The organism is Streptomyces sp. NPDC059917 (assembly GCF_042730635.1).
Lineage (GTDB): Bacteria > Actinomycetota > Actinomycetes > Streptomycetales > Streptomycetaceae > Streptomyces.
The window spans coordinates 1-14524 of record NZ_JBHWLC010000130.1 but is presented as its reverse complement, the minus strand read 5'-3'; the positions used below and the strand labels follow the sequence as shown (position 1 = coordinate 14524).

The following is a 14524-nucleotide window of genomic DNA, read 5'->3' as shown; positions in this document are numbered from 1 at the left end:
CTCCGCCCGGACCCGCGCCTCAAACGCCGGCGAGGCTGAAAGTGGCCGGGCAGCGGGCGGGGCTGGATGTGGCCGGCCAAAGGGCGAGGCTGGATGTGGCCGGCCAGCGGGCGAGACCGAAGGTGGCGGCCAGCGGGCGAGGCTGAAAGTGGCCGGCCAGCGGGCGAGGGGCGGGGTGGGTCAGACGCGCCAGGGCAGCTCCGCCGTCACCGTCGTGCCCCCGTCGACGGGGGAGTCGACGACCAGGACCCCGTCCACCGCGTCCAGCCGCTCCGCGAGCCCCGCCAGCCCACCCCCCGCAGCCGTGCTCGCCCCACCGCGCCCGTCATCGGCGACCTGGATCAGCAGCCGGTCCCCGGACTTCCACACGTCCACGCTGGCCACACCGGCCCCCGCGTGCTTGCTGACGTTCTGGAGCAGCTCGGAGACCGTGAAGTACGCGATCCCCTCGATCGCGGCCACGGGCCGCCCCGGCAGCTCCACCTGCACCCGCACCGGCACGGCGCACCGCGAGGCCACCGAGGACAGGGCCGCGTCGAGCCCCCGGTCGGTGAGCACGGCCGGGTGGATGCCCCGGGCGAGATCCCGCAGCTCCTGGAGGGCGATCTTCACCTCGCCGTGCGCCTCGTCCACCATGCGGGCGGCGGCCTGCGGGTCCTCCAGCAGCTTCTCCTTGGCCAGGCCCAGGTCCATCGCCAGCGCGACCAGCCGGGCCTGCGCCCCGTCGTGCAGGTCCCGCTCGATGCGCCGCAGGTCGGCGGCCGCGGTGTCGACGACCACCCCGCGGTCCGACTCCAGCTCGATGACCCGGTGGTCCAGCCGGGACGGGCCGAGCAGCCCGCCGATCAGCACCCGGTCGACGGTCGCCAGGGCGTGGATCACCCACGGGGTGGCCAGGGTGAAGCAGAGCCCGACGACCGAGGCGAGGGCGATCAGCAGCGGCGAGTCCAGGTAGAAGGTGTAGTGGTCGCCGTTCTGGAAGAGCTGCAGGCCGGGCATGTCGGTGAAGGTGGGGAAGACCCAGAACCAGAGCGGGTAGAGCAGCATCGACCAGCCGTAGGTCCACAGGGTCAGCGCCAGGGTGAAGCTGAAGATCGCCCACGGGAAGTGGATCACCGAGTACAGGGCGTGCCGCCAGGCGCTCCCGCTCTTGAGCACCGCGCCCGTGGCGGCCAGCACGCCGCCGCCCTCCTTGACCCGCACCGGCGCCGGGTCGTCGATGTCCATCCCGAGCAGGACCCGCGCCCGGGACCGCTCCAGGTGCCCGAACTGGCGGGCCATGGCCAGTACGGCCGCCAGTACGGGCACGCCGATGAAGGTGACCAGCAGCCCGGCCCCCAGGGAGATGCCGGTGATGACGAGCGAGAAGTACAGGGTGCTCAGCGGCAGCCCGAGCAACAGGTGCCCGAACTCGCGCCAGGTCCGTCCCGCGAAGGGCGCCGTGAGCAGCGAGGGCGCCCGCCTCGTCGCACCGTTTCCGCTCGTGCCGTAGCCCGTGCCGTAGCCGATCGCCATGATCCCGTCCCGTCCCGTCCCTGTGCCTGCCTACTTCCCCCACCCTGTCGCGTCCCGCCCCGCGCGACCATCCGGTACGTCGGCCTCCCCACCGGGGGGTTATCCCCACCCCACCCCGCCCCGCCCCGCCCCACCCCACCCCGGCGCGGCGCCCGGGCACGCCGACGGGGCCTCCCGCCGCGGCGGGAGGCCCCGTGGGCCCGATGGGCCCCGTACCGGTCGGCGCGGTGCGTTCAGACGCCCCGCGGCCGCCACGGCAGCTCCGCCGTGACGACGGTCCCGCCGCCCTCCGGGGACTCCACGACGAACACGCCGTCCACGGCCCCCAGCCGCTCCGCGAGCCCGGCCATGCCGGTGCCGCCGCCGGCGGCGATCCTCGCCCCGCCGATCCCGTCGTCCGAGACCCGGATCAGCAGCCGGTTCCCGGCCCGCCACACCTCGACGCTCGCGAGCCGCGCCCGCGCGTGCTTGCTGACGTTCTGGAGCAGTTCGGAGACCGTGAAGTACGCGATCCCCTCGATCGCCTCCGCCGGGCGCTCGGCGAGGTCGACGTCCACCTTCACCGGCACCAGGCACCGCGAGGCCACCGAGGACAGGGCCGCGTCGAGCCCCCGGTCGGTGAGCACGGCCGGGTGGATCCCGCGGGCGAGGTCCCGCAGCTCCTGGAGGGCGATCTTCACCTCGCCGTGCGCCTCGTCCACCATGCGGGCGGCGGCCTGCGGGTCCTCCAGCAGCTTCTCCTTGGCCAGGCCCAGCCCCATCGCCAGTGCGACCAGCCGGGCCTGCGCCCCGTCGTGCAGGTCCCGCTCGATGCGCCGCAGGTCGGCGGCCGCGGTGTCCACGACCACCCCGCGGTCCGACTCCAGCTCGGCGATGCGCCGCTCCAGCTCGTCCACGGGCGAGAGCAGGCCCCGTACCATCGCGCGGTCCAGCTGGGTCATGGCGCGCGCCAGGTACGGCATCACGGGCCACAGCACGAACAGGCCGACCAGCGTGATCGTGAAGGTCAGCACCCCCCACGGCAGCCGGATCAGCCCGTACAGCGAGGTCCGCCAGCCCACCGGGTCCTTGAGGCTCGACCACAGCCAGGGGAAGAACCCCCCGGAGCGCTTCGGGCCGGGGATCGGGGTCGGTTCCTCCACCCGCATGCCCAGCAGCGCCCGCGCCCGGGCGCGTTCGGTGCGTCCCAGCGCGCGCGATCCGATCAGGCCGCAGGCGAGCAGCGGCAGTCCCATCGCGGTGACCGCCAGACCGCCGCCCATGGACACCATGAACACCGTGTAAACAAACCCGACGATCGTCGTCGGCAGGTTCAGCAGGAGGTGGGCGACCTCCCCCCAGGTCTCGCGTGCGAACGCGGGGCGGACCGGCGCGGGGCGGTCCTCGTCGGCGGCTGGAGCGGTTCGGGTGTTCGCGGTCATGCCCCACAGCGTGTCAAGCGCGGCCCGCCGGTGCCATGGGGGGACCGGGGGGAGTGAACGGGGGATAACCCCACCCTGTGAAGCCAGGCCCTAGACTCCCGTGCGTAACAGATCATCGACAGTGACCGGGAGCGAGGAGCGGACGTGCCCGAACCCGCGGTACCGACGGCCGTGACCGTGCTCGCAGCCGACTATTTCCGGAGTTATTCGGTCGTCGGGCTGCTCGCCGCCCTGGGCGTGCTCTTCGTGGCCGTCGCCTTCGGCGCGGGCCGATTGCTGCGCCCCTCCGTGCCGACCCCGGAAAAGCTGCTGACGTACGAGTGCGGCGTGGACCCCGTCGGCGAGGGCTGGGCGCACACCCAGGTCCGCTACTACGTCTACGCGTTCCTCTACGTCATCTTCGCCGTCGACTCGATCTTCCTCTTCCCCTGGGCGACCGTGTTCGCCGCCGCGGGTTACGGGGCCACGACGCTCGTGGAGATGTTCGTCTTCCTGGGCTTCCTGGCCGTCGGCCTGCTCTACGCGTACAAGAAGGGCGTCCTCGAATGGACGTGACACCGGCCGAGCCCCAGCTGCTCCCGGAACCGAAGCGCCTGGGCGTGCTCTCCCGCCTGGCCCCCGAGCCGATGAAGGTGGTCCTGAACTGGGGCCGCCGCTACAGCCTGTGGGTCTTCAACTTCGGACTGGCCTGCTGCGCGATCGAGTTCATCGCCGCGTCCATGGCGCGCCACGACTTCATCCGGCTGGGCGTGATCCCCTTCGCGCCCGGGCCCCGCCAGGCCGACCTGATGATCGTGTCGGGCACGGTCACGGACAAGATGGCCCCGGCCGTCAAGCGGCTGTACGAGCAGATGCCGGAGCCGAAGTACGTCATCTCCTTCGGCGCCTGCTCCAACTGCGGCGGGCCGTACTGGGACTCGTACTCCGTGACGAAGGGCGTGGACCAGATCATTCCGGTCGACGTGTACGTACCCGGCTGCCCGCCCCGCCCCGAGGCGCTCCTCCAGGGCATCCTCAAGCTCCAGGAGAAGATCGCCCGCGAATCGCTCGCGGAGCGCTATGCGCAGGGGCCGTCCGTGGCCCAGCTGACGAGCGGTCTGGTCGCGCCGCCGGTCCTCCCGACGGAGGAGAGCCGCGCATGAACCTCTACGAGACCCTCCCCGAGGGCGCCCCGCAGGTCTTCGGCGAGGAGGCCCTCGGGTCCTACGCCTACGACGTCCTGACGGTCGACGTGCCCGTCGGCAGCTGGATCTCCGCGCTGGAGATCGCGCGCGACAAACTGGGCTGCACCTACTTCGACTGGCTGAGCGCCGTCGACGAGCCGGGCACCGGCTTCCGGATCTGCGCGCACGTCGTGGCGCTGGAGAACCACCGCGTACGTCGCCTGCTGCTGCGCACCACGGTCCCGCACGCGGTGGCTTCGCTGCCGTCCGCCGTCGCGGTGTACGCGGGGGCGGCGTGGCACGAGCGCGAGACGTTCGAGATGTTCGGCGTGACCTTCACGGACCACCCGAACCTGGTCCCGCTGCTGCTGCCCGAGAACTTCGAGGGCCACCCGCTGCGCAAGGACTTCGTCCTGGCCGCGCGGGTCGCCAAGGCCTGGCCCGGGGCCAAGGAACCGGGCGAGGGCGCGGACCCCGACGGTCCCAAGCGGCGCCAGATGCTTCCCCCGGGCGTGCCGGACCCGAACGAGTGGGGCCCCCTCAAGGGCCAGCTCCCCCCGGCCCCCACCCGCCCGGCCCGCACCCCCCGCGCGGCCGGCGCGGCCCGCGAGGGCGCCCCGGTGCGCCGGGCGCGCTCGGTGACGGACGGCTCGGCGAGCCAGGCGACCCCCGAGTCCGCCGAGTCCGCAGCGCCTCCGCGCCCGGCACGTCGTACCCGCTCGGTGACGGACGGCTCGGCGAGCCAGGCGACCCCCGAGCCCGCCGAGTCCGCAGCGCCCCCGCGCCCGGCACGGCGTACCCGCTCGGTGACGGACGGCTCGGCGAGCCAGGCGACCCCGGAAGGGACCCCCGCGTCCCCGACCCCGGACGCCCCGGCCGCCCCGCGCAGCTCGGACGCCCCCTGGCACGACCCGAAGCCCGCCTTCACCCCGGCCCCACCGGCACCCACGCCCCCGGCCGCCGCGCCGACCCCGGCCGAGCCGACCCCTGCCGTCGCGCCGACCCCGGCTCCGGTGGCGCCCGAGCCGACCCCGGCCGCACCGGCCGCGACCCCGGCCGCGCCCGAGCCCGTACGGGAGGCCGCGCCCGAGTCGGACCCCGCAGCCCCCGCCGGAGGCGGCCCGGCGGAGCCGGCCGAGGCCGCGCCGACCCCGGCCCCGGATCCCACTGAGCCCTCCGCAGGAGGTCCCGCGTGAACGACGTCCTCGACGTCGCCCTGCGACTGATCGTCGTCTTCGTCTGCTTCTTGGTCCTGCCCCTCGTCGTCGGGCAGGCCGAGCACAAGGTGATGGCCCACATGCAGGGCCGCCTCGGCCCCATGTACGCGGGCGGCTTCCACGGCTGGGCCCAGCTCGTCGCCGACGGCGTGAAGTTCGCGCAGAAGGAGGACATCGTCCCGGCCAACGCCGACCGGCGGATCTTCCAGCTCGCGCCCGCCGTCGCGCTGCTGCCCTACCTCCTCGTCCTCCTCGCCATCCCCATCGGCCCGGGCGACGGCGCGGTCGGCCAGGTCATCGACGCGGGGGTCTTCTTCGCGCTCGCGGTCATGGGCATCGGCGTGCTCGGCAGCCTCATGGCCGGCTGGGCCTCCGCCAACAAGTTCTCGCTGCTCGGCGGTCTGCGCACGGCCGCCCAGCTGCTCGCCTACGAACTGCCGATGCTGCTCGCCGCCGCCTCCGTCGCGATGGCCGCCGGGACCGTGTCCCTGACCGGCATCGTCGGGGCCTTCGAGTGGTGGTGGCTGCCCTGGCAGATCGTCGGCGCCGTGGTCTTCTTCACCGCCGGCCTCGCCGAGCTCCAGCGGCCGCCGTTCGACATGCCCGTGGCCGACTCCGAGATCATCTTCGGCGCGTACACCGAGTACACCGGACTGCGCTTCGCCCTGTTCCTGCTCTCCGAGTACGCGGGCATCGTCGTCCTGTGCGGACTGACCACCGTCCTCTTCCTCGGCGGCTGGCACGGCCCCTTCGGCGGTGACGACCTCGGCTGGGTCTGGACCCTGCTCAAGGTCGCCGTCCTCGCCTTCGTCGTGATCTGGCTGCGCGTGACCTACCCGCGGCTGCGCGAGGACCAGCTCCAGAAGCTCGCCTGGACCGTACTCATCCCGCTCGCGCTCGCCCAGATCGCGCTCACCGGCATCGTGAAGGTGGCGATCCAGTAATGCCTCCCGTCCCCGGATCCGGCCTCGCCAAGGGCCTCGCCGTCACCCTGCGCACGATGGTCAAGCGCTCGCACACGGCCCAGTACCCCGAGGCCCAGCCCGCACTGCCGCCGCGCTCGCGCGGGGTCATCGGGCTCTTCGAGGAGAACTGCACCGTCTGCATGCTGTGCGCGCGCGAGTGCCCCGACTGGTGCATCTACATCGACTCGCACAAGGAGACGGTCCCCGCGGCCGCCCCCGGCGGACGCGAGCGCAGCCGCAACGTCCTCGACCGCTTCGCGATCGACTTCTCGCTCTGCATGTACTGCGGCATCTGCATCGAGGTGTGCCCCTTCGACGCCCTCTTCTGGTCGCCGGAGTTCGAGTACGCGGAGACGGACATCCACGAACTCACCCACGAGCGCGACAAGCTGCGCGAGTGGATGTGGACCGTCCCGGCCCCGCCCGCGCTCGACCCCGCCGCCGAGGAGCCCAAGGAGATCGCGGCCGCCCGCAAGGCCGTCGAGAAGGCCGAGGCGGCCGCGGCGGCAGCGGCCGCCGCCGCCGCGACGCCGCCCGAGACCACCCCGGAGACAGACGCGTGAGCCCCGCCGCCACCCTGGCCGCCGCCACCACCGCGGCAGGACCCGGATTCCTCTCCCCGACCGGCGTCGAGATCGCCTTCGTCCTGGTCGGCCTCGCCACCCTCGGCGCGGCCCTCATCACGGTCACGACCAAGCAGCTCGTGCACGCGGCCCTCTGGCTGGTCGTCGCCCTCGGCGGGATCGCCGTCGAGTACCTGCTGCTCACCGCCGAGTTCATCGCCTGGGTCCAGGTCCTGATCTACGTCGGTTCCGTGGTCGTCCTCCTGCTCTTCGGGCTGATGCTCACCAAGGCGCCCATCGGCCGCTCCCCGGACGCCGACTCCGGCAACCGCTGGGTCGCGCTCGCGGTCGCCGCGGCCGCCGCCGCGTGCCTCGTGTGGGTCGTCGTCGACGCCTTCCGCACCACCTGGATCGACCTCGACGGTCCGGCCCAGGGCTCCACCAAGGTGTCGGGCGAGTTCCTCTTCCAGCACTGGGTGCTGCCCTTCGAGGCGCTGTCGGTGCTGCTGCTGGCCGCCCTGGTCGGCGCGATCGTGCTCTCCCGCAAGTCCGACCCGGCCGCCGACGCCGCCACCGGCACCGGCGGCGAAGACAAGGAGCGGCAGCGCTGATGCACCTCGCCTATCCCGCCGTACTGGCGGCGCTCCTCTTCTGCACCGGCCTGTACGGAGTGCTGGCCCGGCGCAACGCCATCCTGGTCCTGATGTCCGTCGAGCTGATGCTCAACGCGGTCAACCTCAACCTGGTCGCCTTCGACGTCTGGCTGCGCGACAGCCTGCACGCCGGGCAGGCGCTCACCCTCTTCACCATCGCCGTCGCCGCCGCCGAGATCGGCATCGGCCTGGCCATCGTGCTGATGGTCTACCGCAACCGCGGCACCGCGGACGTCGACCGGCTCCGTGACACCGCGGAGCCGACGGCCGCCCCCGGCTCCCCGAACAGCCAGAGCGAGGTCATCGCGTGAGCACCACGACCCTCGCCGTCCTCGTCCCGCTGCTGCCCTTCCTGGGCGCGCTGGCCGGACTGCTCCTCGGCCGCAGGGCCCCCGGCTTCGTCCGCCCGCTCGCCGTCCTGCCGACGCTGGTCGCCGCCGTACTGGCCGTCCTCGTCGCCGTCCGGCACGGCGGCGGGAAGGCCGTCGACGCCGCGACCGAACTGACGCCGACCGGCTCCGTGCCGATCGAACTGGCGCTCCACCTGGACGGCTTCGCCGTGCTGGCGGCCGTCCTCGTCGGCGTCGTCGCCACCTGCGTGCAGGTCTTCTCGACGGCGTACCTGCGCGAGGACCCGCGCTACCCCTCCTACGCCGGTCTGGTCTCGCTGTTCACCTCCGCCATGCTGCTCGTCGTCTACTCCGGCGACCTGATGGTGCTGCTGGTGGGCTGGGAGATCATGGGCATCTGCTCGTACTTCCTGGTCGGCCACTACTGGGAGACCGAGGCCGCCCGGGCCGCCTCCCTCAAGGCCTTCCTGGTCACCAAGCTCGGTGACGTGCCCTTCCTGATCGGCCTGTTCGCGCTCGCCGCCGACGCCGGTTCCTTCCGGATCACCAAGATCCTCGGGGCCGTCACGGCGGGCGGGCTCGACCACCCGACCCTGATCGCGCTGCTCCTGCTCGCCGGAGTCGCGGGCAAGTCCGCCCAGTTCCCGCTGCACACGTGGCTGCCCGACGCGATGGCCGGTCCCACGCCCGTCTCCGCGCTGATCCACGCGGCGACCATGGTCGCCGCCGGCATCTACTTCATCGCGCGCCTGCTGCCCGTCTTCACGGCCTCCCGGGCCGCGATGGTGGTCATGGCCGTGATGGCGGCCGTGACGATGGTCGGCTCCGCGCTGGCCGCCCTCGCGCAGGACGACATCAAGCGGGTCCTCGCCTACTCCACGATCGGCCAGCTCGGCTACATGACCGGGGCGCTGGCCGTCGGCGACCGCGGGGCCGCCGTCTTCCACCTCCTGTCGCACGGCGCCTTCAAGGCGCTGCTGTTCCTGGGCGCGGGCGTGATCATCCACGCCGCCGGTACGAACTCCCTGGCCGCCATGGCCCGGATGGACGGCCTGGCCAAGCGCATCCCGGACGCCTTCTGGACGATGACGATCGCGCTGCTCGCGCTCGCCGCCGTGCCGCCCTTCGCCGGGTTCTTCTCCAAGGAGACCGTGCTGGTCGCCGCCGAGGAGGCGGCCGCCGGGCACTCCGCCGCCGCCCCGACGGCGGCCGGCTGGCTGGTCCTGGTCGCGGGCGTGCTGACGGCCCTGCTCACCGCCGCCTACGCCACCCGGCTCTGGCTGCTGGCCTTCCGCGGCCGGGGCGGGGCCGCCCCCGAGCACCACAAGGACCCGCTCAGCATGACCGGCGTGCTGTGGCTGCTCGCCGTCCCCTCGCTCGGCTTCGGCCTGGCCGCGGGGGTGCTCCCCGACTGGTTCGACGGCGGGGAACTGGAGCCGACCCTGCTCACCGTGGTCCTCGGTACGGGCGCGGCGGTCATCGGCGCGCTGCTCACCTACGGCCTGTGGCAGCGCGGCCGCTCCCTCGCCCCGGCCGGAGCGCCCGCCGCCGATCCCGGCAAGGCGCTCCTGGGCCCCCTGCACCGCCACGCGGCCGCCGGCTTCCACCTGGACGCCGTCTACGACGCGCTGTTCGTCCGTCCCGTCCGGGGCGCCGCGAGCCTCGTCCGCTTCCTGGACCGCGAGGTCGTCGACACCTACGTCCGGGGCGCGGGCGGTGCCCCCCGGCTGCTCGGCACCCTCGTACGCCGCGCCCAGACCGGCAACGTGCAGAGCTACCTGAGCGCCCTGCTCGCCGGCGCCGTGGTCCTGGCGCTCGCCACCGCCGTCCTCGCCAACGTCAACGCCGGATCGTGAGCCGTGAGTCAGCCGTGATTGATATCAGCGCATCCGTGATGCAGTTCCTTCTGGCGTTCATCGTGGCCGCACCGCTCCTCGGTGCCGTGGCGGCGCTGCTCCCGGCCCCGCCCGGGCTCAAGGGGCGCGGCCCCGAACAGGCCGTGCTGCGCCACGGCGTGACCGTGACCGGCGTGATCCTCGCCGCGGCGATCGCCCTCACCCTGGGCTTCGACCACGACGCCCCGTCGCGCTTCCAGGCGACGACGGACATCAGCTGGATCCAGGCCCTGAACGTCCGGATCCACCTCGGCATCGACGGCATCTCGCTCCCCCTGCTCCTGATGACCGCGCTGCTGTTCTTCCTCTGCGCGCTCTACAGCTACTTCAAGCTCCCCGCGGGCCCCTCGCCGAAGGCCTTCGTCGCGCTCCTGCTCGTCCTGGAGTCCGGCACCCTGGCCACCTTCGCCGTCCTGGACCTGCTGCTGTTCTTCCTCGCCTTCGAGATGGTCCTCATCCCGATGTACTTCCTGATCGCCCGCTGGGGCGGTGCGCAGCGGCAGGCCGCCGCCTGGAAGTTCATCCTCTACACGCTGCTCGGCTCCGTGGTCATGCTCCTGGGGCTGCTGCTGATCGGGCTGGACAGCGGCACCTTCGACATGGTGGCGCTGGCCTCCGACAACGGCCGCGGGCTCTCCCACACCACCCAGCTGATCGCCGTCCTCACGATCGGCATCGGGCTCGCCGTGAAGACCCCGATGTGGCCGCTGCACAGCTGGCTCCCGGACGCGCACACGGCCGCCCCGACCGTCGGCTCCGTGCTGCTGGCCGGCGTCATGCTGAAGATGGGCACCTACGGGTTCGTCCGCATCCTGCTGCCCGTCGCCCCCGACGGCATGCACACCTTCGCGCCCTACCTGGCCGCCTTCGCCGTCATCGGCATCGTCTACGGATCGCTGGCCTGCCTCGCGCTGGCCCGCAAGGGTGCCAAGGGCGACCTCAAGCGCCTGATCGCCTACTCCTCGGTCGGCCACATGGGCTTCGTGCTCCTCGGCATCGCGACGATGACGCCGACGGGGGTCAACGGCGCGCTCTTCGCCAACATCGCCCACGGCCTGATCACCGGCCTCCTCTTCTTCCTCGTCGGCGCGCTCAAGGACCGCTACGGCACGAGCGACCTCGACACCCTCGCCGGGGCCACCGGCGCGGCCCTCTACGGCCGCGCCCCCCGCTTCGGCGCGCTCCTGGCCTTCGCCGCGGTCGCCTCCCTCGGGCTGCCCGGCCTCGCCGGGTTCTGGGGCGAGATGCTGACCCTGTTCGGCGCCTTCGACCCGGCCGCGGGGCTGTCCCGGCCCGCCTTCCTCACCTTCATGGCGATCGGCGCCTTCGGCACCCTGCTCACCGCCGCCTACATGCTGGTCGTCGTACGGCGCATCTGCATGGGCGACCCGCTGGCCCGCCCCGCGGACCAGGCCCCGCTCGCCGTGGCCGACATCCAGCGCTACGAGTTCGCGGCCTGGACCCCGCTCGCCGCCCTCACCGTCCTTGCCGGCCTGTGGCCCGCAGTCCTCCTCGGCCTCACCGACCCGGCCGTCCAGAAGCTCCTCGCAGGAGGCAACTCATGACGGCCCTGTACGCGGCCACGGCCACCGCGGCCGCCGCCGCCCCGCAGCCGGGCGCGGCCAGTCTGGTCCAGTCCGTCGACTGGCTCGCGATCGCGCCGGTGGTCATCGCGGCCGCCGTCGGGCTCGTCATCCTGGTCGCCGACCTCTTCGTGCCCGAGCGCAAGAAGTCGCTCCTCGGCTGGAGCGCCGTCGCCGGCCTGGCCGCCGCCACCCTCGCCCTGCTGCCGCTGCGCTCCGGGGACCGGGCCACCTTCTGCCTCATCGGCGACGCGGGCGCCTGCAGCTACACCGCCGACCACTTCACGCTGGTCGTGCAGTTCCTGGTGCTCGGCGGCGCCCTGGTCACCGCCCTGCTGTCGGTCACGGCCGTCGAGGAGGGCCGGCTGCCCGCCGGGGAGTTCTGGTTCCTGCTGCTCTCCTCCGCCGCGGGCGCGGCCCTGTTGCCCGCGGCCCGTGACCTGGCGACCCTGATCATCGCCCTGGAAGTCGCCTCGCTGCCCGCCTTCGCGCTGGTCGGCATGCGCCGGGGCGACCGGCTCTCCTCCGAGGCCGCCCTCAAGTTCTTCCTGTCCTCGGTGACGGCCACCGCCGTCTCCCTGCTCGGCGTCAGCTTCGTCTACGCCGCCACGGGCAGCCTGCACCTGAACCGGGTCGCCGACGGCCTCCAGCACGTCCCCGGACAACTCGACACCCTGGCCATGGCGGGCGTCGCGCTCACCCTCGTCGGCTTCGCCTTCAAGACGGCCGCCGTCCCCTTCCACTTCTGGGTGCCCGACACCTATGTCGGCGCCCCGCTGCCCATCGCCGCCTACCTGTCGGTCATCGGCAAGGCGGTCGGCTTCACCGGCCTCATCCTCGTCACCGTGATCGCCTTCCCGGCGTACTCCGACGTCTGGGGCCCGGCCCTGGCGGTGCTGGCCGCGCTCACCATGACCCTGGGCAACGCCGCCGCGCTGCGCCAGGCCAAGGACCGCGCGCACAGCGCCGTCCGCCTGCTGGCCTGGTCCTCGGTCGGCCAGGCCGGCTACCTGCTGGTCCCCATCGCGGCCGCGGCCCACGGCGGCCGGGAGCAGATCGGCTCCACCGTCGCCTACGCCCTGATGTACGCCGCGGTGAACCTGGGCGCCTTCGCCGTGGCCGCCCTGGTGGCCCGTACGAGCCCGCTGGGCCGGATCGACGACTACCGCGGCCTGTACGCGACGCGGCCCTTCGCCGCCCTGTCGCTGGCCTTCTTCCTGCTGTGCCTGGCGGGCCTGCCCCCGGGCATCATCGGCCTCTTCGCCAAGGTCACCGTCTTCCGCTCGGCCGTGGACGCCGGGCTGGGCTGGCTCGCGGTCGTCATGGCGGTGAACGTCGTCGTGGCGCTCTACTACTACCTCCAGTGGACGGCGCTGCTCTTCCGCTCCCCGGACGCGGACTCCGCGTCGGCCCCGGTGGCATCCCGCCCCAAGGCCCCGCTGCCCGTCGTCGCGGCCATCGCCCTCACCGCTGCTGTCGCTCTTGTGTTGTCGGGCGCCCCTCAGCTGGTACTACGTTTCGCATCCACCGCACTGTTCCCGCAGTAACCCGTACGGAGTAACGCCCGCCCGGCGGCCCGCCCCCGGCCGCCGCCCGGCCCGCGCCCGCCCCCCGCCCGGGGCCGCGGCGGGAACCCGTCGCGCCCGCCTGGCGTTGACCAGGGAGGAAGGGTCCACTGGACCGGAGACCCTCGGATCCGCCGATCCGAAAGATCCACAGATCACATATCCACAGCTCACAGCTCCATTGATCCACCGATCCACCGATCCTGGACGGGTCCCCTGCCGCACCACTTGGAGGGCGCACCGTGCACCGCCGGCACAACGGGCTGAAGACCGCCGTACTCCTCGGCGGGCTGTCGGCACTCATCATCGTCATCGGTAGTTTCTTCGGCCGGACCGGCCTCGTCGTGGCCGTCGTCGTCGCCCTCGGGACCAATGCGTACGCGTACTGGAACAGCGACAAGCTGGCTCTACGCGCGATGCGCGCCCGCCCGGTCAGCGAGTTCGAGGCGCCCGAGCTCTACCGGATGGTGCGCGAGCTCTCGACCTCCGCGCGCCAGCCCATGCCCCGCCTCTACATCTCCCCGACCGAGGCCCCCAACGCCTTCGCCACCGGCCGCAACCCGCGCAACGCCGCCGTGTGCTGCACCGAGGGCATCCTGCGCATCCTCGACGAGCGCGAGCTGCGCGGGGTCATCGGCCACGAGCTGAGCCACGTCTACAACCGGGACATCCTGATCTCCTCGGTCGCCGGAGCCCTCGCCTCCGTGATCATGTTCCTGGTGAACTTCGCCTGGCTGATCCCGGTCGGCCGGTCCAACGACAACGAGGGCCCGGGCCTGATCGGCATGTTGCTGATCATGATCCTCGGCCCGGTCGCCGCGTCCGTGATCCAGCTGGCCATCAGCCGCTCGCGCGAGTACGAGGCGGACGCCTCCGGGGCCCAGCTCACCGGCGATCCACTGGCCCTCGCGAGCGCCCTGCGCAAGCTCGACGCGGGGACCAAGCAGCTGCCGCTGCCCCCCGAGCCCCGGCTGGAGACCGCGAGCCACATGATGATCGCGAACCCCTTCCGTCCGGGCGAGGGAATGTCGAAGATGTTCTCGACCCACCCCCCGATGGCCGAGCGCATCGCCCGGCTCGAACAGATGGCAGGCCGTCAGCAGTGAAAACCATCCTGAACGTCATTTGGCTCGTGCTGAGCGGCTTCTGGCTCTGCATGGGGTACGCCCTGGCGGGCCTGGTCCTCTGCATCACGATCATCGGCATCCCCTTCGGCATAGCCGCCTTCCGGATCGCGATCTACGCCCTGTGGCCCTTCGGGTACACCACGGTCGAGCGCCGGGACGCGGGCGCCCCGTCCTGCGTCGGCAACGTCCTGTGGCTGGTCCTCGCGGGCTGGTGGCTCGCGCTGGGCCACATCGTCACCGGCCTCGCGCTGTGCGTCACGATCATCGGCATCCCGTTCGGCATCGCGAACTTCAAGATGGTCCCGCTCGCCCTGCTCCCCCTCGGCCGCGAGATCGTCCCGACCGACGCCCCGTTCGCCTCCCGCTGACCCCGCCCCACCCCCCCCGCCGACCTCTACCCCACCTGAGTGCGGACCGGCCCGGCGCCCGCGGGGCGGGCAGCGGCCGGGCTGCGCGCGGCGGGGGCGTGCAGGCCTGCCGGCCCGGTACGGGACGCGGGGCCGGGGC

At 72.9% G+C, this 14524-nt stretch carries 14 protein-coding genes; 12 read left to right on the top strand and 2 right to left on the bottom strand.

The window, feature by feature from the left end:
• Window positions 1–180 precede the first annotated feature (180 nt).
• Together ACFWAR_RS37725 and ACFWAR_RS37720 are read right to left on the bottom strand one after the other, a co-directional pair.
• Window positions 181–1515 (bottom strand): sensor histidine kinase, encoded by a 1335-nt coding sequence (locus ACFWAR_RS37725; RefSeq protein WP_385787747.1) that lies wholly within the window; start codon window positions 1513–1515, stop codon window positions 181–183.
• Window positions 1516–1748: 233 nt separating this feature from the next.
• Window positions 1749–2936 (bottom strand): sensor histidine kinase, encoded by a 1188-nt coding sequence (locus tag ACFWAR_RS37720; RefSeq protein WP_385787745.1) that lies wholly within the window; start codon window positions 2934–2936, stop codon window positions 1749–1751.
• Between the two features lie 144 nt (window positions 2937–3080).
• Here ACFWAR_RS37720 and ACFWAR_RS37715 point away from each other — a divergent pair, with 144 nt between their 5' ends.
• The 12 genes from ACFWAR_RS37715 to ACFWAR_RS37660 all read left to right on the top strand — a co-directional run bounded on the left by ACFWAR_RS37715 (window position 3081) and on the right by ACFWAR_RS37660 (window position 14385).
• Window positions 3081–3491, top strand: a complete 411-nt coding sequence (locus tag ACFWAR_RS37715; protein ID WP_351045286.1) for an NADH-quinone oxidoreductase subunit A — start codon at window positions 3081–3083, stop codon at window positions 3489–3491.
• Window positions 3482–4078, top strand: coding sequence for an NADH-quinone oxidoreductase subunit B (locus tag ACFWAR_RS37710; protein WP_385787742.1), 597 nt, complete (start codon window positions 3482–3484; stop codon window positions 4076–4078). Before ACFWAR_RS37715 ends, ACFWAR_RS37710 begins: the two co-directional genes overlap by 10 nt.
• The gene (locus ACFWAR_RS37705) at window positions 4075–5295 is read left to right on the top strand and encodes an NADH-quinone oxidoreductase subunit C (RefSeq protein WP_385787739.1); all 1221 of its coding nucleotides are present in this window, start codon (window positions 4075–4077) and stop codon (window positions 5293–5295) included. The genes ACFWAR_RS37710 and ACFWAR_RS37705 overlap by 4 nt, the downstream gene beginning before the upstream one ends.
• Window positions 5292–6260: a complex I subunit 1 family protein gene (locus ACFWAR_RS37700; RefSeq protein WP_354382717.1), complete on the top strand. Its 969-nt coding sequence runs from the start codon at window positions 5292–5294 to the stop codon at window positions 6258–6260. The genes ACFWAR_RS37705 and ACFWAR_RS37700 overlap by 4 nt, the downstream gene beginning before the upstream one ends.
• The gene (locus tag ACFWAR_RS37695; RefSeq protein ID WP_385787736.1) at window positions 6260–6844 is read left to right on the top strand and encodes a NuoI/complex I 23 kDa subunit family protein; all 585 of its coding nucleotides are present in this window, start codon (window positions 6260–6262) and stop codon (window positions 6842–6844) included. Before ACFWAR_RS37700 ends, ACFWAR_RS37695 begins: the two co-directional genes overlap by 1 nt.
• A complete protein-coding gene (locus ACFWAR_RS37690) occupies window positions 6841–7455 on the top strand; it encodes an NADH-quinone oxidoreductase subunit J (protein WP_385787733.1) in 615 nt (204 codons plus the stop codon). Before ACFWAR_RS37695 ends, ACFWAR_RS37690 begins: the two co-directional genes overlap by 4 nt.
• Window positions 7455–7808, top strand: coding sequence for an NADH-quinone oxidoreductase subunit NuoK (gene nuoK, locus ACFWAR_RS37685; RefSeq protein WP_385787730.1), 354 nt, complete (start codon window positions 7455–7457; stop codon window positions 7806–7808). The genes ACFWAR_RS37690 and nuoK overlap by 1 nt, the downstream gene beginning before the upstream one ends.
• Entirely contained in the window at window positions 7805–9703 is a 1899-nt protein-coding gene (locus ACFWAR_RS37680; protein WP_385787727.1) for an NADH-quinone oxidoreductase subunit L, read from the top strand. The genes nuoK and ACFWAR_RS37680 overlap by 4 nt, the downstream gene beginning before the upstream one ends.
• 38 nt (window positions 9704–9741) lie before the next feature.
• Window positions 9742–11307 (top strand): NuoM family protein, encoded by a 1566-nt coding sequence (locus tag ACFWAR_RS37675; RefSeq protein ID WP_385787750.1) that lies wholly within the window; start codon window positions 9742–9744, stop codon window positions 11305–11307.
• Window positions 11304–12872, top strand: coding sequence for an NADH-quinone oxidoreductase subunit N (locus ACFWAR_RS37670; protein WP_385787724.1), 1569 nt, complete (start codon window positions 11304–11306; stop codon window positions 12870–12872). The genes ACFWAR_RS37675 and ACFWAR_RS37670 overlap by 4 nt, the downstream gene beginning before the upstream one ends.
• Before the next feature lie 260 nt (window positions 12873–13132).
• Complete coding sequence (htpX, locus tag ACFWAR_RS37665; RefSeq protein WP_354382722.1) at window positions 13133–13996, top strand: zinc metalloprotease HtpX; 864 nt, start codon at window positions 13133–13135, stop codon at window positions 13994–13996.
• Window positions 13993–14385 carry a YccF domain-containing protein gene (locus ACFWAR_RS37660; protein WP_385787720.1) on the top strand — a complete coding sequence of 131 codons (393 nt, stop codon included), beginning with the start codon at window positions 13993–13995 and terminating at the stop codon, window positions 14383–14385. Before htpX ends, ACFWAR_RS37660 begins: the two co-directional genes overlap by 4 nt.
• Window positions 14386–14524 lie beyond the last annotated feature (139 nt).

Bases quoted from the DNA above. Each gene is read 5' to 3' on its own strand.
- ACFWAR_RS37720 (WP_385787745.1), bottom strand. From the start codon at position 2,936: ATGACCGCGAACACCCGAACCGCTCCAGCCGCCGACGAGGACCGCCCC.
- ACFWAR_RS37695 (WP_385787736.1), top strand. From the start codon at position 6,260: ATGCCTCCCGTCCCCGGATCCGGCCTCGCCAAGGGCCTCGCCGTCACC.
- nuoK (WP_385787730.1), top strand. From the start codon at position 7,455: ATGCACCTCGCCTATCCCGCCGTACTGGCGGCGCTCCTCTTCTGCACC.
- ACFWAR_RS37670 (WP_385787724.1), top strand. From the start codon at position 11,304: ATGACGGCCCTGTACGCGGCCACGGCCACCGCGGCCGCCGCCGCCCCG.
- ACFWAR_RS37710 (WP_385787742.1), top strand. From the start codon at position 3,482: ATGGACGTGACACCGGCCGAGCCCCAGCTGCTCCCGGAACCGAAGCGC.
- ACFWAR_RS37705 (WP_385787739.1), top strand. From the start codon at position 4,075: ATGAACCTCTACGAGACCCTCCCCGAGGGCGCCCCGCAGGTCTTCGGC.
- ACFWAR_RS37725 (WP_385787747.1), bottom strand. From the start codon at position 1,515: ATGGCGATCGGCTACGGCACGGGCTACGGCACGAGCGGAAACGGTGCG.
- ACFWAR_RS37675 (WP_385787750.1), top strand. From the start codon at position 9,742: ATGCAGTTCCTTCTGGCGTTCATCGTGGCCGCACCGCTCCTCGGTGCC.